General features: G+C 37.3%; 21 protein-coding genes and 1 pseudogene. 18 read left to right on the forward strand and 4 right to left on the reverse strand.

Annotated features, from left to right (window positions below; translation table 11 throughout):
* Nucleotides 1-131 precede the first annotated feature (131 nt).
* Together pepV and AC4J95_RS17840 are read left to right on the forward strand one after the other, a co-directional pair.
* Entirely contained in the window at nucleotides 132-1544 is a 1413-nt protein-coding gene (pepV, locus tag AC4J95_RS17835) for a dipeptidase PepV (RefSeq protein WP_494551002.1), read from the forward strand.
* A gap of 125 nt (nucleotides 1545-1669) precedes the next feature.
* Entirely contained in the window at nucleotides 1670-2590 is a 921-nt protein-coding gene (locus AC4J95_RS17840; protein WP_494551003.1) for a nucleoside hydrolase, read from the forward strand.
* Between the two features lie 52 nt (nucleotides 2591-2642).
* On the opposite strand, the gene AC4J95_RS17845 is transcribed toward AC4J95_RS17840, so the two are convergent.
* Nucleotides 2643-2978: a hypothetical protein gene (locus AC4J95_RS17845; protein WP_316401846.1), complete on the reverse strand. Its 336-nt coding sequence runs from the start codon at nucleotides 2976-2978 to the stop codon at nucleotides 2643-2645.
* Between the two features lie 279 nt (nucleotides 2979-3257).
* Between AC4J95_RS17845 and AC4J95_RS17850 the strand changes: the two genes are divergently transcribed.
* The 4 genes from AC4J95_RS17850 to AC4J95_RS17865 all read left to right on the forward strand — a co-directional run bounded on the left by AC4J95_RS17850 (nucleotide 3258) and on the right by AC4J95_RS17865 (nucleotide 5265).
* Nucleotides 3258-3575: a thioredoxin family protein gene (locus tag AC4J95_RS17850; protein WP_316401841.1), complete on the forward strand. Its 318-nt coding sequence runs from the start codon at nucleotides 3258-3260 to the stop codon at nucleotides 3573-3575.
* Nucleotides 3576-3584: 9 nt separating this feature from the next.
* Nucleotides 3585-4040, forward strand: coding sequence for a universal stress protein (locus tag AC4J95_RS17855; RefSeq protein WP_494551004.1), 456 nt, complete (start codon nucleotides 3585-3587; stop codon nucleotides 4038-4040).
* 233 nt (nucleotides 4041-4273) lie between these two features.
* Nucleotides 4274-4885: a YtpR family tRNA-binding protein gene (gene ytpR, locus AC4J95_RS17860; RefSeq protein WP_494551005.1), complete on the forward strand. Its 612-nt coding sequence runs from the start codon at nucleotides 4274-4276 to the stop codon at nucleotides 4883-4885.
* Between the two features lie 194 nt (nucleotides 4886-5079).
* Nucleotides 5080-5265, forward strand: a complete 186-nt coding sequence (locus AC4J95_RS17865) for a hypothetical protein (protein ID WP_494551006.1) — start codon at nucleotides 5080-5082, stop codon at nucleotides 5263-5265.
* 110 nt (nucleotides 5266-5375) lie between these two features.
* Here the strand turns inward: AC4J95_RS17865 and AC4J95_RS17870 are convergent, their stop codons facing one another.
* Nucleotides 5376-6674 carry a S1C family serine protease gene (locus tag AC4J95_RS17870; protein ID WP_494551007.1) on the reverse strand — a complete coding sequence of 433 codons (1299 nt, stop codon included), beginning with the start codon at nucleotides 6672-6674 and terminating at the stop codon, nucleotides 5376-5378.
* Between the two features lie 417 nt (nucleotides 6675-7091).
* Here AC4J95_RS17870 and rlmH point away from each other — a divergent pair, with 417 nt between their 5' ends.
* A complete protein-coding gene (gene rlmH, locus AC4J95_RS17875) occupies nucleotides 7092-7571 on the forward strand; it encodes a 23S rRNA (pseudouridine(1915)-N(3))-methyltransferase RlmH (RefSeq protein WP_494551008.1) in 480 nt (159 codons plus the stop codon).
* 156 nt (nucleotides 7572-7727) lie between these two features.
* A complete protein-coding gene (locus AC4J95_RS17880; protein WP_494551009.1) occupies nucleotides 7728-8180 on the forward strand; it encodes a hypothetical protein in 453 nt (150 codons plus the stop codon).
* 249 nt (nucleotides 8181-8429) lie between these two features.
* On the opposite strand, the pseudogene AC4J95_RS17885 reads toward AC4J95_RS17880, so the two are convergent.
* Nucleotides 8430-9715, reverse strand: a pseudogene (locus AC4J95_RS17885) (ISL3 family transposase).
* Between the two features lie 59 nt (nucleotides 9716-9774).
* Here AC4J95_RS17885 and AC4J95_RS17890 point away from each other — a divergent pair.
* Nucleotides 9775-10056 carry a hypothetical protein gene (locus tag AC4J95_RS17890; protein WP_494551010.1) on the forward strand — a complete coding sequence of 94 codons (282 nt, stop codon included), beginning with the start codon at nucleotides 9775-9777 and terminating at the stop codon, nucleotides 10054-10056.
* Nucleotides 10057-10336: 280 nt separating this feature from the next.
* Here the strand turns inward: AC4J95_RS17890 and AC4J95_RS17895 are convergent, their stop codons facing one another.
* Nucleotides 10337-11641 carry a DUF3825 domain-containing protein gene (locus AC4J95_RS17895; RefSeq protein ID WP_494551011.1) on the reverse strand — a complete coding sequence of 435 codons (1305 nt, stop codon included), beginning with the start codon at nucleotides 11639-11641 and terminating at the stop codon, nucleotides 10337-10339.
* 194 nt (nucleotides 11642-11835) lie between these two features.
* Here AC4J95_RS17895 and AC4J95_RS17900 point away from each other — a divergent pair, with 194 nt between their 5' ends.
* The 9 genes from AC4J95_RS17900 (at nucleotide 11836) to AC4J95_RS17940 (ending at nucleotide 16978) form a co-directional block, all read left to right on the forward strand.
* Complete coding sequence (locus AC4J95_RS17900) at nucleotides 11836-12156, forward strand: DUF960 family protein (RefSeq protein ID WP_494551012.1); 321 nt, start codon at nucleotides 11836-11838, stop codon at nucleotides 12154-12156.
* Between the two features lie 61 nt (nucleotides 12157-12217).
* Nucleotides 12218-12691 (forward strand): JAB domain-containing protein, encoded by a 474-nt coding sequence (locus AC4J95_RS17905; RefSeq protein ID WP_494551013.1) that lies wholly within the window; start codon nucleotides 12218-12220, stop codon nucleotides 12689-12691.
* A 58-nt stretch (nucleotides 12692-12749) separates the two neighbouring features.
* Nucleotides 12750-13052, forward strand: coding sequence for a 4'-phosphopantetheinyl transferase (locus tag AC4J95_RS17910; RefSeq protein WP_494551014.1), 303 nt, complete (start codon nucleotides 12750-12752; stop codon nucleotides 13050-13052).
* Nucleotides 13045-13194 carry a hypothetical protein gene (locus AC4J95_RS17915; RefSeq protein ID WP_494551015.1) on the forward strand — a complete coding sequence of 50 codons (150 nt, stop codon included), beginning with the start codon at nucleotides 13045-13047 and terminating at the stop codon, nucleotides 13192-13194. Before AC4J95_RS17910 ends, AC4J95_RS17915 begins: the two co-directional genes overlap by 8 nt.
* A gap of 33 nt (nucleotides 13195-13227) precedes the next feature.
* Nucleotides 13228-13791, forward strand: a complete 564-nt coding sequence (locus tag AC4J95_RS17920) for a DUF1643 domain-containing protein (RefSeq protein WP_494551016.1) — start codon at nucleotides 13228-13230, stop codon at nucleotides 13789-13791.
* 88 nt (nucleotides 13792-13879) lie between these two features.
* Complete coding sequence (locus AC4J95_RS17925; RefSeq protein ID WP_494551017.1) at nucleotides 13880-14251, forward strand: Mor transcription activator family protein; 372 nt, start codon at nucleotides 13880-13882, stop codon at nucleotides 14249-14251.
* Nucleotides 14241-14750, forward strand: coding sequence for a hypothetical protein (locus AC4J95_RS17930; RefSeq protein WP_494551018.1), 510 nt, complete (start codon nucleotides 14241-14243; stop codon nucleotides 14748-14750). Before AC4J95_RS17925 ends, AC4J95_RS17930 begins: the two co-directional genes overlap by 11 nt.
* Complete coding sequence (locus AC4J95_RS17935; protein ID WP_494551019.1) at nucleotides 14737-15696, forward strand: hypothetical protein; 960 nt, start codon at nucleotides 14737-14739, stop codon at nucleotides 15694-15696. The genes AC4J95_RS17930 and AC4J95_RS17935 overlap by 14 nt, the downstream gene beginning before the upstream one ends.
* A gap of 94 nt (nucleotides 15697-15790) precedes the next feature.
* Complete coding sequence (locus AC4J95_RS17940; RefSeq protein ID WP_494551020.1) at nucleotides 15791-16978, forward strand: hypothetical protein; 1188 nt, start codon at nucleotides 15791-15793, stop codon at nucleotides 16976-16978.
* Nucleotides 16979-17151: the final 173 nt, after the last annotated feature.

The raw sequence follows: 17151 nt of genomic DNA on the forward strand, positions 1-17151 counted from the left end.
AATTCACTATGGGTACCATTATAAGGGAAAAAGGAGCGGCTTTCCTAGTATTTATTAAAGAGTTTTCATTTTTATTATAGTCGAGAGAATGCTATCATTATAGTGGTTATAATTAAAGGGGGAATCTTTCAATGACAATCGATTTTAAGAAAGAAGTCGAAGCACGCAAAGACGATCTATTAGCAGATCTATTCACTTTATTACGTATTAAAAGTGAACGTGAAGACGACAAAGCAACCAAAGAAGCACCATTCGGACCTGGACCGGTGGAAGCATTAGAAAAAATGCTTGAAATCGCAGAACGCGATGGCTTCACAACCAAAAACGTCGACAACTATGCCGGCCATTTTGATTATGGTGATGGCGATGAAACACTAGGAATCTTCGGTCACTTAGACGTGGTACCTGCTGGTGACGGTTGGGATTCAGATCCTTATGAACCAGAAATTCGCGACGGTAAATTATATGCCCGTGGCTCAAGCGATGACAAAGGGCCATCAGTAGCGGCTTACTACGCTGTTAAAATCATCAAAGAATTAGGCTTGCCAATCTCTAAAAAAATCCGTTTTGTCTTCGGTACTGACGAAGAAAGCGGCTGGGGAGATATGGATTACTACTTCGAACATGAAGAAAAACCTGACTTTGGTTTCTCACCAGATGCGTATTTCCCAATCATCAACGGTGAAAAAGGGAATGTAACCATGATCCCTCACTTCGATGGTACAAACGGCACTTCTTATGTTTTAGTAAGCTTCGAAGCTGGGTTGCGTGAAAACATGGTTCCCGGCAATGCAGTGGCAGAAGTCAAAGTTGCCGATGCAGAGGCTGCTGGAAAATTAGCAAAAGAATTCGCGGATTATGTAGAAAACAATCCAGTTAGCGGAAAAGCAGATGTTGCTGGTTCAACCGTTACTTTACACTTAGACGGAAAAGCAGCGCACGGCGCTAGCCCTCAATTGGGAACAAACGCTGGTACTTTCTTAGCAGTCTTCCTAAACAACTATGACTTCGAAAAAGGGGCAAAAGCCTTCATCGAAAACAGCGCAAACTATATCCATGAAGATGTTTACGGGAAGAAATTAGGCGTTGCTTTCAACAATGAAAAAATGGGTGAGTTGACCATGAACGCTGGGATCTTCAGCTTCAAAGATGGTCAAGAAAACGATAACCGGATCACGTTGAACTTCCGTTACCCTAAAGGAACGACAAACGATGAGATCAAAGCAAAACTAGAAGAATTATTCGGTTCAGATGTGAAAGTAACAGAAGGGGCTCACCACATGTTGCCTCACTATGTACCAGCTGATGATCCATTGGTCGCTACTTTGTTAGATACTTTCGAAGAACATACAGGTATCAAAGGGGAAGAAAAAGTCATCGGCGGCGGCACATTCGGTCGTTTACTAGAACGCGGTGTTGCTTACGGCGCGCAATTCCCAGGCTTTGAAGATACAATGCACCAAGCCAACGAATACATGTCAGTTGAAGACATTTTGAATTCTGCAGTAATCTATGCAGATGCGATCTACCGTTTGGTAAAATAATTACTGATACTGAAAACTCTCCGCAATTTTTTAATTGTGGAGAGTTTTTTCTTCATTGGCATAAATAGTGAACCTGTTGTATGCTTTCTTGGAAGAGTTTATTTAACAATGAAAGAAGGCAGATTATGAAGAGAATACCCGTTATTTTGAGCACTGATCCAGGAATCGATGATGCGGTAGCGATAGCTTTAGCGCTTTTCAGCGAGGAGCTGGATGTGAAGCTGATTTGCCCGATCTTCGGCAATGTTAGTTTGGAACATACGAAGTCTAATACAGAAAAGCTGTTGACCTTATATCATAAAAAACCGGAAGTTGTTTCAGGAAGTGCTCGACCACTATTAAGAGATGCGATCAACGCAAGTGACATTCACGGAGAGTCCGGGATGGACGGCTATGAATTTCCTGATGCGACGATTTTTTTGGATAGCTCGAGAACAGCAGTGGAGGCGATGCATGAAGTCGTGAGTCAAGAAGAACAGACCACTTTAGTCGGAATCGGACCATTGACTGATATCGCCTTGTTTCTTCATCTTTATCCGCAGGATTTGGCTAAGATTGATCGAATCGTCGTAATGGGCGGCAGTTTGGGACGAGGGAATTACGGCGTGTTGTCGGAATTTAATTTCGCGGCTGATCCTGAAGCAGCGAAGATGGTTGTCAACAGTGGTATTCCGATTCAAGTGGCGCCATTAGAAGTGGGAAATCAAGCCAAAATTATGCCAGAGGTGACGGATACGATCCGAAGCTTTGGAGAAATCGGGGAAATGATCTATCAATTATTTACGAAATACCGCAGCGGCAGTTTTGAAGCGGGACTGAATATGTATGATGCGTTGGCGATCGCCTTGATCGTAAAACCGGAAATGTTTGAGATCGTCGCAACCAGAGTCGAGATCGAAACGGCGACTTCGTTAACCTATGGGGCTTCGTTGGTTGACCTTGAGAACTATCTGGATTTGCCAGCCAACGCGGAAGTGGCCGTCAGTGTAGATCCAGTACAGTTTGAAGAATGGTTTGTTGAGTCTCTTGCACGAACAGCAGAGTAATACCGGTTCTTAATAGAGAAAAATAGCGTATGCCGATTTTCGGCATACGCTATTAGTCATTAAGGATGCGATCAATGCTCAAAACAGTACCTGTTTTGGCATCTGCTTTAAATTCGTAAGCGACCAAGTGATCGTCTTCTGTCCGAGTAATCCCGCCAGAAAGAATATCCATTTTGATGGCGAATTTTTGCATGTGATCGGTGTCGAAAGAAATCCAAGAACCTTCGATCGGACCTTCCTTTAGAAAAGCTGCTTTGATTTGATCCAAGACTTTGTCTGGAGACATTGTTTGTTGTTTTCGATAATAGTGATTTGCCGCGATGCCAGCGACGATGCCGATCGTTGAACCGATGGCAAGGCCTTGAGCGAATTTTTTTGTCTTCTCCAAAGCACAAACCTCCTTGCTTCAATTTAATCTATTTTCTTATTAGCTGCGATTTTGTTTGTACGCTTTATTTTACCATTGTTACAAACGAATTTGAAAATTATACGCCATTATTTCGCATAAAATTGGAAATCGTAACATGAAAATAAAAAATAGTCTGTGTAAGATGAAAATCTATGTTTGTTTAGGCTGTTTTTGAGACCGCAGTAAGTGAGTAAGCTTCTTTCTCAAAAAGAACGAAAAGTGTATAATCAGGTTAGTAAATGAAAAGGTCGTGACGGAATGATTATCCCTAAAAGTATTGAAGAGTTAGCTGGTTATGCAGAAAAAGGAAAGAACGTGTTCTTCTTCACTGCTGATTGGTGCGGTGATTGCAACTTTATCAAACCGCAGATGCCAGAGATCGAAGCAGAATTTCCGCAGTTTCAATTTATCCAAGTTGATCGAGACGAGTATATCGATGTGGCTGCCGAGTGGAATATTTTTGGGATCCCTAGTTTTGTCGTGGTGAATAACGGAGAAGAATTAGGTCGACTAGTCAATAAAAATCGTAAAACAAAAGACGAAATCGCTGGCTTTTTGCAACGAGTAGAAGGGTAGGAGATTGTTATGTTTACACAATCATATCAAAATATCTTGGTCGGGATCGATGGCAGCGATCAAGCAATGGAGGCCTTCAAAAAAGCGCTGGCTGTTGCTAAAAGAAACCAAGGGACGGTCTATGTAGCAAATGTGATCGATCATCAGGTCTATACATTCATGAGCTATTCACCACTGAACGAAAACATCATGGATCAGCTAACGGCAGACGCGAAAGAGTTGATCAATAAGTGTAAAGTGATCGGAAGAGAATCTGGCTATAACAAGATCGAAGGAATTATCGCCTATGGTTCCGCAAAAGAAGCGATGGCAAGAACCTTGCCAGAGAAATATGACATCGATCTAGTCATGGTCGGACAATCGGGTCTGAATGCTGTTGAACGCTTTATGACTGGCAGTGTTGCCAGCTATGTAATCAAAGAGGCCTTATGTGATGTTTTGGTCGTTCATCCAAGTGCGGAATAAAAGCTGGCTAGCCCCAGCTTTTTCTTTGGAGATAGATGAATCTTAAGGATATGCAAACTCGTTTAGCTTCTGAGCAATAAGACAAAAATTTGTCAAAATTGCTTTTCAAATTTTTACAAATTTTGCTTATTGCCGATGAAGCTAGTTTGCCTATCTAGAAATGAAAAAAATCTCATGCAAAAGTCCCGCTAGATTTGTTAAGATACGAGAGGACTATGACTGGAGGTAAAAACGTGATTTTTGCGTACAATAAGAAAAATGTTGGCGATACCCTGATGGTGATCGTCAGAAACGATGAAAATAAAGAAAATTCGGTAGAACGAAAAGGCGCTGTTTCTCGGGTTCAAACAACCGATGGTACAACAGTCGCTTGGAACTTCTTCAATGTCTCTGAATACTTGACGATCCATGGGAATGGACAAGTAGAATTATCTGAAAAAGATATTGAAGTATTGAATGAACAATTAAAATTAGCTGGGTTTGAAGAACGCCTCGTGGCAGATCTATCACCAAAATTTGTCGTGGGCTATGTGAAAACGTGCATCGATCATCCTGATTCTGATCATTTGCATATTACAGAAGTAGAGATTGACGGCGGAGAAACTCTGCAGATTGTCTGCGGTGCCGCCAATATCGAAGCGGGACAAAAAGTTGTTGTCGCAAAACCCGGTGCGATGATGCCTGATGGACAAATGATTTGGCCCGGCAGCCTCCGTGGTGTAGAAAGCTTTGGTATGATCTGTTCAGCGAAGGAACTGCACTTACCGAATGCCCCAGAGAAGAAGGGCATTCTAGTCTTAGATGAAAATGCCAAGACTGGTGAAAAATTTGAAGTAGGTAAATAGAAATCTCCGTTTTGACACTCAAGCAACTGTCAAAACGGAGATTTTTTTGCGTGAACAAGATGATTTCCTGTCAGCGTTTAGGTCGTTTAAGCCAGTTTTTCTACCGTTTAGGATAAATTTCTCATCACTGTTTATTAAACTGCTAAACTAAAAACAAAATAAGTACTCTATTTATTCGAGAGGAGGAGAAAGCTTTGCTTGTATTATTATTTGTTTTGTCAGTGATTAGTCTTATTCTAAGTTTTGTGATGAATGCTAGACTAAAAAAATTAGCTTTGGGAACGACATTTGGCATAATGGGTCTTATTCAAGGAGGCACTTTAGGTGCGATGGTCGGGTTATTACTTGTTTTATTGATTAAGGGAAGAACGCTTGGGTAGATATCTATCCTCAATTGAACGTTTTTTACTTGGGGTTGATTTATATAGTGAAAAACGCAAAAAAAACGCCTCTATTTCAATTATGAAGTAGAGGCGTTCAACTATTCTTCTTATTGATTTCCTTGTTGCTGTGAGTTCGATTTCAATGAGTTCGCATCGATACTCAATTTAACAGAAACGGTATTCTTCTTATCTTGACGATAATAAGTGATTTTTACCGTATCACCGACTTTGTGTTTGTACAATTCGGATTGCAATTCTAAACCAGTTGAAACGTCTGTATCATCGATTTTTGTGATGACATCGTATTTCTTCAAGCCTGCTTGATCTGCTGGGGTAGAAGGTTGAACGGTGTTTAGCACGACTCCTTGAGTGACAGAGCTAGGAGTTTTGACGATTTCACTAACCTGTTCAGTCGATAGATCCGAAAGGTTGACCATCGTGATACCTAGAGCTGGGCGAACCACTTTGCCATCTTTTTCCAGTTGGTTAATGACATTGACGACATCGTTACTTGGAATAGCAAAGCCGATCCCTTCAACGCTGACATTTGACTCTGTTTGAACGATCTTGCTAGAGTTGATCCCAATTACCTGACCAGCCATGTTAACTAATGGTCCGCCGGAATTACCAGGATTAATTGCGGCATCGGTTTGGATCGCGTTGATATTAATTGTTTGACCAGCTTCATTTTGATTGACTACTTGACGGTTCAAGGAAGAAATAATCCCTGAAGTTACTGAATTGGCATATTGTGAGCCCAACGGCGAGCCTAAGGCAATTGCCGGTTCACCAACTTTTAGATTGCTAGAATCGCCAAAGGTTGCTGGTTTGATATTTGCCACTTTGTCTGACTCTACCTTCAAGACTGCTAAGTCAGTATAAGAATCTGTTCCAACCAAGGTTGCCTTGACTCTGCTTCCATCCTTCAATAGAACTTCCAGTCCATCCTGTTTTTCCACCACATGATTGTTTGTGACGATATACGCGGTCTTGCCTTCTAACTTGTAGATAACACCAGAACCTTCTGACGTTTCTTCCAGCTGTCCGCTATTTTCTTCAGATTGTTGGTTGTTGCTTCCACCGAAAAAGTCGGAGAAGCCGCCTAAACCGCTTTGTGATTGTTGTTTCTGTAGGTTAATTACTGAAACAACAGCATCCTGTACTTTACTAGCAGCCTCAGTGACATCAGAGTTTACGTCCACCTTCATGTTGCTGACTTTGGTGTTGCCGGCACTCGGTGAACCGCTAGCATTTTGATCGCTTGGCGAAAGCAGCGAACCATTCGCTACATAAAAAATGCCAATCGTTAGAACGGCGCCAAGAACGCCGCCTAATAAGCTGATCCCAAAGCGTCTAAAGAAGCCTGGAGACTTTTTAGGTTTTGGGGTAATATCTTTTCTCATCATATTTTACTCCACCTCTACTATGATATACGCTATATTGAGTATAGTATTTTTTTGTAAGTTAAGTCTACTACACTGATTTGACTTTTTTATGAAAAAGAATCGTAGGAAAATGTAGATAAATGATAAAAAAACTTGTTTTCCACAGTACTGGTGGAAAACTAAGGAAAAAGTTTGTTAATTATTTGAAGATTTTTATCCACAGAAATGTGGATAAGGTGGATAACTCGGTGGAAAACGTATGTTTGTATTCAAGAATACTTGTAAAAAGGGAATGAATACCACAAAAGCTGGGGATAAACCTGTGATTAGTGTGCATAACTCCGTGGAAAAAAGTTGAGATAGTCCTTTTTTTCAGTTTTGACCGGTGGAAAAGTATAAATAGCTAGAAAAAAATATAACGAAAAAGGCGGATGAATGATGAATATCAAAATTATCTCTGTGGGAAAATTAAAAGAAAAATACCTTGTTCAAGGAATTTCAGAGTATACGAAACGCTTGTCGAAGTATTGCAAGATCACATTAGTCGAAGTTCCCGATGAAAAAGCACCAGAAAAACTCAGCGATGCCGAGATGATCCAAGTCAAAGAAAAGGAAGGCGAACGCATCCTTGCCAAGATCAAAGAGCAGGAATACGTCTTCGCCCTAGCCATCAACGGCAAAAATCCCAGCAGCGAAGACTTCGCCGCTACGCTAGATAAACTACAAACCAGCGGAAAAAGCCAATTTGTCTTCGTTATCGGCGGCTCACTCGGACTAAGCGATCAAGTCCTGAAGCGGAGCAATGCGCAAATTTCATTTGGCAAGATGACTTATCCACACCAGTTGATGCGTTTGATCTTGGTGGAGCAGGTGTATCGGGCGTTTCGGATTAATACGGGAGGGCCTTATCACAAGTGACCAATTTATAAAAGTTTGAAAAAATAGCACTTACTTATGTTGCGGGAGTCCGTATCACAAGTAGCAAATTTTCAATAATCATTGATAAGAAAGGCTTTCTAAAAGAAAAAGTGTACGAGAGAAGGTATGATAAAAATTTTTTGGGAGGAGATATAAGTGACTACTTGGATTTTATATGCGATGTTCATACTGTATATAATTACACGTGTAAATTTATCAATTCGCTATCATGCTACGGTAAAGAAGCATTCAAAACTTTTCTATGCTAGAGAGGATGCTCCGAAAGAAAATAATTATGGCAATCAAATTAGTTTCCAGCAAATGGAATTAGAGTGGGAACAAATGCCTCTTACAAAGCAGATTGATCGGGAAGCAAACAAATGTAAATATTTGTATAATAAGGATGTAATAATAAAAAGAGTTGCTTCAATAATTTTTGGAATATTATCGCTTGTGATATTATGGTTTGATTTTCAAACAGGTATTCAAAAATCGAGCTTCTTTATTGCAATGTTGCCGGGAATTGTTAGTCTATTTAATAATTTTTTTGAATGGTTTGAAATTGATCTACCTGTAGGCTTTCATTCTGGTTTGCCACCTAAATTTTAGTTACAAGTACTTTTTTAAAAATATATTATTACTATGAAGCCCAATCAGTTGAACTATATAATAGAACTAAAAAACGTAAAAACTAATATATAATATTTGATCCAATCCTAGAGAGTTTCACGAGTTGATTTGGTGAATTATCTTATTTGGGTATGTGGCGCGAAAATGGCTCTTTGTCAAATCGGACTGATAGAGTGAGATAAGAACATCTAAGGTAGAATTCATTTTCTGCTTTAGATGTTTTTTTATTTAATACGTGATTAGATTGTTTAGTAAGAAGATTCTGGTCTTCATTTTACGAAAGCTTCTGAAACCATAAGCCACACGTTTCAATGCTTTAATGTGAGTATGCAGATTTTCTAGTTTTGCATTCGAATAAGGGAGCTCTAGTGCTAAGCGAATGCCAGATTCATAGTTTATAAACGCTTTTTTTATATGATGCAGTTCTTCTGGAATCGAATGGGCATCGTTTTTACAAGTTGAAAGAAGGTGTTCGCCTCTTTCTTATGAAAGGCTTGAAGGATTTCTTGATAGTAAGAATAAGCCCTTCGTAGTTCATCAGAAGTGGAAAGCAGGCGATCTACCACTTCGCTTTCAGTCAGATAGGCCCAACCAAAATTGCGCCATTTGGTCCATTTGTCATAAACAAGCTTGTCCTGTCGTTTAATCAGAAGTCGAGATAAAGCCTTCAATTGGCGGTAGTATTTGGCTTGTAAAGGATCGTTTCGGTCGAAGCTTTTCATGACTCGCAGCCGAATATCCTCAAAACTGCGAATAAGGTGCTTGACTATATGAAAGCGATCTATAACGAGCATGGCTTTGGGAAAGCATTCTTTTATCAAAGAAGCGTAAGAGGCATTCATGTCCGTCACAAGAAACTTTACGTTCAATCGTGCACTACGTTCAAATTGCATAAAGTAAGAAACGAGATACTTTTTCTTTCTTGAAGGCAGAATGTCCAGTAATTTTCCAGTATCGCCATCCATGCAAGAAAAAGAATAAGGACCGACTTGATTTTTCAATGAACGGAATTCATCCATCAATAAACAGCGAGGTAACCAATTTCTTTTCACTTTAGTCATGGGAATCAGAGAAGCGAGTGTCCGCGAAACCGTCGACCAAGAAACACCGCAATGCTTAGAGATTGTCGTCATTGCTTGTTTTTCAGTGAGCTCTTCCAAAATTTTATACCGCACTTGTTTAGCAATAAAACAGTTTCTTTCAACGATATAAGTATTCGCCGTAAAATAGGTGTGACAGGCACGACAATGGTAACGTTGTTTGGCTAAGGCAAGATAAGTCAGTTGGTTCGCACACTTATTGAGACGGATCAGAGATTTTTTCTTTCCGTTCTTAACGATCATACCTTTAGAATTCGCCTGCTTACACTGCGGACATCGGCGAACCATTTTGCTTAATGTCGCTGAAACCACGAGACTCTTACTATTTTTAATCTTTTTCGATTCTACATTTGTGACTTGAATGTTTTCATCTTTGATTCCTAGCAGTAGTTTGATATGATGAAGATCAGGCATACAGAACGCTCCTTTGATTGTGTTGTGGTGATTCAATTCTAACGGAGCTTCTGTATGTTTTGTTTTTTCATGCTCAAAAAGGACCGATAGAAGAATTTTCTATCAGTCCTAGAAATTATAGAGCCGCGAAAATATGCGCCACATATTTTTTATCTGCTGTTATTACATGTGCTGAGGATGAAACAGCGCAGACGCACACTGGAGAAATTCAGCAAATGCTTTATCAAGGTATACCAGAGGATAAGTCTAAATGGTCTGAAAGTATGCCGGAACTTCTTGAAGTACAAATAGTTCCTTTTAACTTTAAATCTGCAACAATGTTGTTACTTTTTTGTATTTAATTGACGCTCATTTTGCAGTTTTCTTGGCATGAGCTAACATTATAATTCCACTCTACCTATAATGGAAAAAGATACACACAATCCCCTATGACTTCCTTTTATTTGATAAATCACTTTCGCGGACAATATAGTGTTAACTGATAAAAATGGTAATACAAAGTGAGTGAACCATCTAAAAAAGAAGAGCTGTAGAGAAGTAATGAACTATGGCATCTTTTGCAACTTTACTTTATCAATATTAGTATAACAAGGCGTTGTACCATACAATACATGAAATTATTTAGATACTATCTTCAAGACTATCATCAATTTCATCCGGTTTTAACCAAGCATCATCTGGTTTACATATTAATCGTGAATTATTATAGGCCATAGAAAGTGTTAAAACAGTTGTTGCTTTGTAATGAGCTTCAATTTCATTTGAGCCCTCACAAGGATCTAAAACTAGTGTGAAATTCGGAGCATTTTTTAATCCATCAATATAGATAGGCATAATAAATTGAATCTTATTCTGACTGACAAAATAATGTGGGACAACAAATTTGTAATTTCGTTTAGCAATTTCTCTGGATAGGAAAGAAGCGTCTTCTGTTAAACGAGCAAGTTCTTCAGACTCATAGCGATCACAGTTGAACATGCGCCCCTTCCTTTTTCCTTCGTTTATATGATTTAAAGAATTGCTATCAAAAGCGATATCTAAGTAAGGATTAAAAGTGATTTGATTAACATCATTATCACTATAGTATTTAACCATTTGCGGAAGTTCATTGTTTATTAGATCAAAGTTTTTCTTGTGTAATTCTTTTGAGTATTTATTCTCGAAAAAACGAGGATTACGAAATTCAATGATGTCAGTAGTTTCGTCTGTTTCAGAATCGTTTTTTGATTCAGTAAAATTTTCGCCAACAAGATAAACAGGTTTTGCAAATGTGGTTAGAAGTCCTGTATTAAAAATGCAATATTTACGGTCATTGCTAAAAAGTAGGTTTTCGGAAGTAGTCTCTTTTTCCTCGTCGGAATCACAAATTATTTTATTTAAAGTATGCCCTAGGTATGATTCAAGAATAGTATATTTAGGAGAAGAGTCTTCATAGAAATCATTTTTAAATTGCCAGTTTTCATTTAACAAAATAGAATGCAATTTTTGAAAAAAATGCTGAGCTTTTGTAGCATTCTTGAAACTAATCTTTTGAACTTTATACGGAGTATTGTCTTTTTTTTCTTCGATTTTTTTTGTCCTAGCTTCAAAACCTTCGATGGTTTGAACATCACAACCAAACCATGTGTCATTATCTCCATGACCTTTCCAATAAAAAGCAAATATAGGTTTTTTATTTATGTTATAACCCAAATGAATTGATTTATGAGTAGCAATATTAGAATTAGATTCAAAAGTCAGCTCTCGTTTTTCAGATAAGCAATAATAATCAATTTTTGAATTTTCGAAAAGCGTATCTAAGTAATTGATTTCAAATACAGGTAGTTCGTTTTTATCTCTATCATATTTCAAATTTCGCTTAATAAAATCATATAGTTGCATTTTTTTATCTACTCTACCCCATTTTGATGCACCCTGATCTTCCATAATTCCTCCAGCATTAATTCATTTTATTTTATTATACCTTTATGAAGTTATAAAATACCAGTCGATTTTTATTTAATCGTTTCTGTTTAGAAATCACGAAATAAAGGGATTTAGAAATATATATTATTACTATGAAGCCCGATCATCTTAGTTGATGATTGGGCCATTTTTAATTTTTAAGGAGGAAGTAAATAATGTTTGATACACAAGAAAATCGCTACATCACGAAAGGAGTAAATGAACAAGTACCAAAGGAAATACAGATACGTTGTTTTCAATTGATTGATGAGAAGGTGAAACAAGAGGATGTTCAGTTAGATTATCTACAGATATTCGAGTTCAACCGAGATGATCAAAGGGGAATGCTCACGATTATCCATCGTCAGGAAGAACCGTTCTTTATTGATTATAATGAATGTCGAGTGACGAAATATTTAGCAAGTTTCCAAATAAAAAAGCTGTGGGTGATTGATGATCATACACATCAGACGATGTTGTTACCGGAAGAGTATTAATTGTAGAAAGTAAGCACATAAGTAAGAAATTTCAAAAATTAACAGAGAGAAGGATGTATTAATGAAGAAAAATGAACCACAAAAACGGGTAAATGTAGTGTCTTTACAGTTGGTAAAAGAATCATCACTATTATATGGCCCGAGGAGAATTACCAATACAAGATTAGCTTATGAGCTGTTTGCACCCTATTTAAAAGAGAAGGATCGAGAGTACCTTTATGTCGTTGGATTGAATACGAAGAAGGAGCCAACATTTTTGAATCTGACGTCAATAGGTACAATTAACCAAGCAATTGCAGTACCTAGAGACATTTTGAAACCAGCAATATTGGCGAACTCAACAAGTATTATTGTTGCACACTGCCATCCTAGCGGTGACACTGCAGCTAGCTACGCCGATATTGTTTTTTCTGAAAATCTTAGGAAAGCATGCAAACTATTACAGATTGATCTAGTAGACCATTTAATAATAGGTTGTTCGACTGATAAGTATAGTTCTTTAAAGGAACAAGGCTATTTAAATAATGAAGATTAACCCTAATGACGATCACTGGTCATTAGGTTTTTCTTTTACTGAGAGGAGATGGATCGAAATGTTAAGTCAAGCAATTAACATACTAAAAGAAAAAACAGGGATTGAAACAACTGAAACAGACTGGGGATTCGAATCAATTACTGCTGAACGTGAAGAATTGGACCCAGCAATTATTCAGGTGAGCAACACGGAGTTACCAGCATTAGTTATGACCCATTTGTACGTATATGTGGATCAAGAATCAAGAAAGGATTACGTGGTGTACTTCCTGACGGATATTCACAGTGAGCACGAATTTACTCGTGGGTTATTAATAGAAGGAAAGCTTCAGTGGTATCTAAATGGTGTCGCTTATGATTAACCCTGAAATCTGGAAAACGATAGCAGAATGCTTGCAGGATATTTTAACAACACTAGAGAAAAATGAAAGGATTGGTGAAGATGCGGAAATGGTTCAGATTGATTGCGAAGATCGCAACAGCAGTGATTGTGACATTGATTAATGCACAGATAATTTAAACAAAGGAGAGAATCATATGATCAAGAAAGAAGTAATCACCATGCAATCAGAATCATGGTTTAGTGAAGACAGACAAAATAGGTATGTATTACGGAAACAATGGTATGAAGGGGTAAACGAAGATAAAACTGGAAAATTAGCGGTAGTGATCACTATACGACCAACAAGCACATCCGCATTTGTTGAGGATTTGACAAGTATGCTAATCGAAAAGAATATTCGTCAATTAGGGTTCACTGGTTTTATTGCAGTGAATCTTTTTTCATCTATTCATGCGGAAAACAAAGCGACCTTTTTAAAGGGATCAGATGAAAATACCTTAGAGGTGATTTCCACAGTACTTAAAGAGAAACGGATTAGCCAAATTATTTTTGCTTGTGGTTCGATTATCGAAACTAATTCTCTGGCAATGGATCAAGCGAAAAAAATATTCAATCTACTAAGTCCAAAACATAAGAAGATGTGCAAACTACTAATTAGTTCTAAATCAGCGACAGGGAAACCTAGTCATCCCCTAAACGTCAATGTGAGGAAAGAATGGATTTTAGGCGATGTAGATGATCTGTTCCAATTAGAATAGCTAGGACATTTAAAAGTCGAATGTCCTTCACTTTGTCACAAGATAAGTCAAATTAGAAGTTTTATTATTATTAGTGAAAGCACTAACGATGAAGGAGGTAGTTCGTATTGGTAAAAAAGAGGGACCAGATATTTACTCTTGGCATAGTATCTATAAAGAATTGGCGCAGCTAATTGGAACAGAAGCGACGATCCAGATTTACCAAGAGTTTAAAGGAACTCAGGTTCATTTTCCTGTTCGATTGATTCGACCAGATGCATTACCATATGTTCTAAACAATGAATACAATGGAAAGAATTTACGAAAATTAGCTCATTATTATGGCTACAGTGAAAGACATCTTCGGAGAATCATCGCAGACAATAGGGAAAAAACTGACGAAAATCATGTAAATGACCATTCACTACCATATCTATTGGATCTAACTAAAGATGAAAAGGGGAAAAAGAATGAAAAATGAAGAGTTAAAAATCAAATTATTGAGTAATTTGAATATTGTAGGTGCAGTACTGATGATCGTAGGATTATTTATTGGTAATTTTTACTCGGCTGCTAATGGTGCTTACGCGGGTGGATACATAGTGAAAGGCTACAATGTAATCACTAGTATTTGGTATGGTTTCTTGCTGGTGCTGATTCCAATCCTATTGTTGATTGCACCAAAAATCGAAGTTCTAAGTAAATCAAAGAAACTGATTGATTTTGGATTACCGATTGTTTCATTAGTCATTGTATTCATTTTAAAGGGACAAATTGCAGAAGCGATAAGTGTTTTTGGCTCTTCAACAAGTTCATTTGGTACGGGCGCGTACATTTATCTGATAGGTAATATTATTTACTTAATATTGGGAGTTGCTAATTATATTGGATTTAAAACAGATGCGAAAAGTATTCAAAAAGCGGTAAACGAAAAAAGCTTTGATTCTTTGAAGAAGGATGATGACGATGAAAAAGTATAGTGTACTTGTTTTAGCAGTGCTGCTAGCTTTTACTCTCTCCGGTTGCAAGTCACAAAGCGGAGGAAATTCGTCAGTCAATAAAAAAGCAGCAGATAAGTACGAAAAAACATATGGTGAAGAACGTGCTTACCAAAAGAAAGTGATGGATGAAGCTTCCTTTAATCAAAATGAAGAGCAAAACGAGGCTGAATATCGTCAACGTTCGAAAGAAGCCGACGAAGAGTTTTCTCAAGCTATTGAAGACCAAGAAAAAAATAGTCAGCAAGCCACCAAAGATTATTTAGCAATGTTGGAAGAAGCGGAGTCTTTAGCTGAAAAAGGGAAGTTCACAGAAGCAAAAGAAAAGATCCGTTACGCTGATTTACCAGGATCAGACAAAAAAGGGAAAGCAGCAAAAGCAAAAGGTACCGATTACGAAGAACAGCTTCAACAACTTGAATGGTTGCAGAAGTACGAAGAACAAGGCGTCAGTGGGTTAGACGCATCTGTTCGAGAAGATTCTAGAAAAGCAATTGATTTGGAAAATGGCTCTAAAGTACTGGCAAAGCTAATCAAAGAAATGACAGAGCAATTGGACAGAGGTCAAAAGATGGAGAAGACTGCTTCTAACACTACAACAGAAGGTTACAAGGCAAATGCACTGCCCGAATTAACTATCACTGAAGGTGTTGATTCAACGGGTACGGCACAAGCTGCTAATGGGGAAATCAAATTAAAGGGCGTTTACAAAGGGGGGACAAAACATCTTGCGATCAATGATAATGGAACCATCATGGGCAATGTTGAAGTAGCTAGCGATGGCAGTTTTGAAATCCATATTAACAACATTGACAAATTACCATGGGGATTTGATGTGATCCCAAGTGATAGTTTAAAGGCTGGGCAAACGGGTGTTATTTCTTATGATCAGGGTGAAGGAAAGTATTGCAGTATTAAAGTTAAATAGATTAAAAGGCTTGGGTGCGAAATAAGCTATCCCAAGCTTTTTTTGTTTAGTATAATATTTTTAGCTATATATTCAAAAAAAGGAGCATACTCTTATGGTGAAAATTATTAAAGATAGTGATGAAAATGATGGCATCGAAACATTTGAACCAAAAGATTCGGGTCAGATAATTGAACTTACAAAAAAATGTAAATTAAAAGCTAGCGAAAATACTCAATTTATGGAACCGATTAAAAAGAAGTATATATACTGTTCATTTAATGATCTATTTCTTTTAGTCCCAATTATAATTACTGAGCCAGGTTCAACCTTGAGAAAAATTACCACACTAGCAAAAGCAGGGTTGACGAAAAAAAGAAGTACGTTTCGCTATGCTATGAATATCATGTCTAATAGGGAAGTTAATAGATGGTTTGAATTTGACTTGAGCAAGGGCGAGAACAAAACTACCTATTCATTTAAAGATGATTCAAAACTTAACAATAGATTCTTCAAAAAGAAAAGAGCATTAAATGTTTCCTTGTGTCTTATCTTTTGTATGTTACTTACTGAGGATGGTCAATTTTTTGATGATCCGATCTTAACGAGTAACAAACGTACCCTAAAACAAATCTCTCAACGTTATGATCAATATCATATTTATGCTAGCAAATTTCACCATAGGAATAAGGAATTAACATGTGAAGAAATGGAAGGTCTCCGAGAAGTAGATAAAAAAATATGGTTTAAACAATATAGAACCTTTCTTGGAGACTCTCTAGCTTATAAAAATTTTTCTATATATGAAAATAATTTCAGCTTTTTATGTTATTTTTTTGCGTTTATTTTCTTAGGAAAGACACTCGAAACTGTAAAAAAGAGCAGAATTAGTCCATTCTTTTTATTTTATATCGAAAATTTCCCAGGGAACTTGGGTTATCAAATCATTATTGATGGTGAGAAAAATAGCCAAGAGGCTTTTGATGAATTTTGTATAAACTTAGATAAAATGAATCCCGAAACTGTGATTGTCGAATTAACAACAGCACAGAATTTTTACGAACTTTTTTCAAAACTTTGTAAACCGATAGAATACAAAGGAGAAGTACAAAAAATAATTAAAAAAAATGATAGTGATTTGAAGAAAATAAAGGAAGATTTTCCTAACGAGCCAGATTTGATACTAATTGAAAAAGATTTAAAAGCTTTCAGAAATCAATTTGAAAAAGCTCTTTCTGGAAATTCTTTTGCTCAATTAATTGAAGAAGAAAAAATTTCTAAGAGGTTAAAGAAAATTAAATGAGCCAATTAAAAAGCTGAGTAATAAGTTTGATGAATTACAGTAGAAAAAGTACGCAGACTGATTTTCTAGGCTCATTGTCATTAAAATTTCTATTCTAAAGAACATATTTGTTTATGTAAAACGTTTAAAGTCGAATGATCGTGTACTACATTGGTAGTTGCAAGATCGCTAGG

The sequence above is a fragment of the Enterococcus sp. GPZ-007 genome, from assembly GCF_059374735.1.

Bases quoted from the DNA above. Each gene is read 5' to 3' on its own strand.
- AC4J95_RS17855 (WP_494551004.1), top strand. From the start codon at position 3,585: ATGTTTACACAATCATATCAAAATATCTTGGTCGGGATCGATGGCAGC.
- AC4J95_RS17850 (WP_316401841.1), top strand. From the start codon at position 3,258: ATGATTATCCCTAAAAGTATTGAAGAGTTAGCTGGTTATGCAGAAAAA.
- AC4J95_RS17895 (WP_494551011.1), bottom strand. From the start codon at position 11,641: ATGGAAGATCAGGGTGCATCAAAATGGGGTAGAGTAGATAAAAAAATG.
- AC4J95_RS17920 (WP_494551016.1), top strand. From the start codon at position 13,228: ATGATCAAGAAAGAAGTAATCACCATGCAATCAGAATCATGGTTTAGT.
- AC4J95_RS17940 (WP_494551020.1), top strand. From the start codon at position 15,791: ATGGTGAAAATTATTAAAGATAGTGATGAAAATGATGGCATCGAAACA.
- pepV (WP_494551002.1), top strand. From the start codon at position 132: ATGACAATCGATTTTAAGAAAGAAGTCGAAGCACGCAAAGACGATCTA.
- AC4J95_RS17935 (WP_494551019.1), top strand. From the start codon at position 14,737: ATGAAAAAGTATAGTGTACTTGTTTTAGCAGTGCTGCTAGCTTTTACT.
- AC4J95_RS17870 (WP_494551007.1), bottom strand. From the start codon at position 6,674: ATGATGAGAAAAGATATTACCCCAAAACCTAAAAAGTCTCCAGGCTTC.
- AC4J95_RS17915 (WP_494551015.1), top strand. From the start codon at position 13,045: ATGATTAACCCTGAAATCTGGAAAACGATAGCAGAATGCTTGCAGGAT.
- rlmH (WP_494551008.1), top strand. From the start codon at position 7,092: ATGAATATCAAAATTATCTCTGTGGGAAAATTAAAAGAAAAATACCTT.
- AC4J95_RS17900 (WP_494551012.1), top strand. From the start codon at position 11,836: ATGTTTGATACACAAGAAAATCGCTACATCACGAAAGGAGTAAATGAA.
- AC4J95_RS17910 (WP_494551014.1), top strand. From the start codon at position 12,750: ATGTTAAGTCAAGCAATTAACATACTAAAAGAAAAAACAGGGATTGAA.
- AC4J95_RS17925 (WP_494551017.1), top strand. From the start codon at position 13,880: ATGAAGGAGGTAGTTCGTATTGGTAAAAAAGAGGGACCAGATATTTAC.
- AC4J95_RS17840 (WP_494551003.1), top strand. From the start codon at position 1,670: ATGAAGAGAATACCCGTTATTTTGAGCACTGATCCAGGAATCGATGAT.
- AC4J95_RS17930 (WP_494551018.1), top strand. From the start codon at position 14,241: ATGAAAAATGAAGAGTTAAAAATCAAATTATTGAGTAATTTGAATATT.
- AC4J95_RS17905 (WP_494551013.1), top strand. From the start codon at position 12,218: ATGAAGAAAAATGAACCACAAAAACGGGTAAATGTAGTGTCTTTACAG.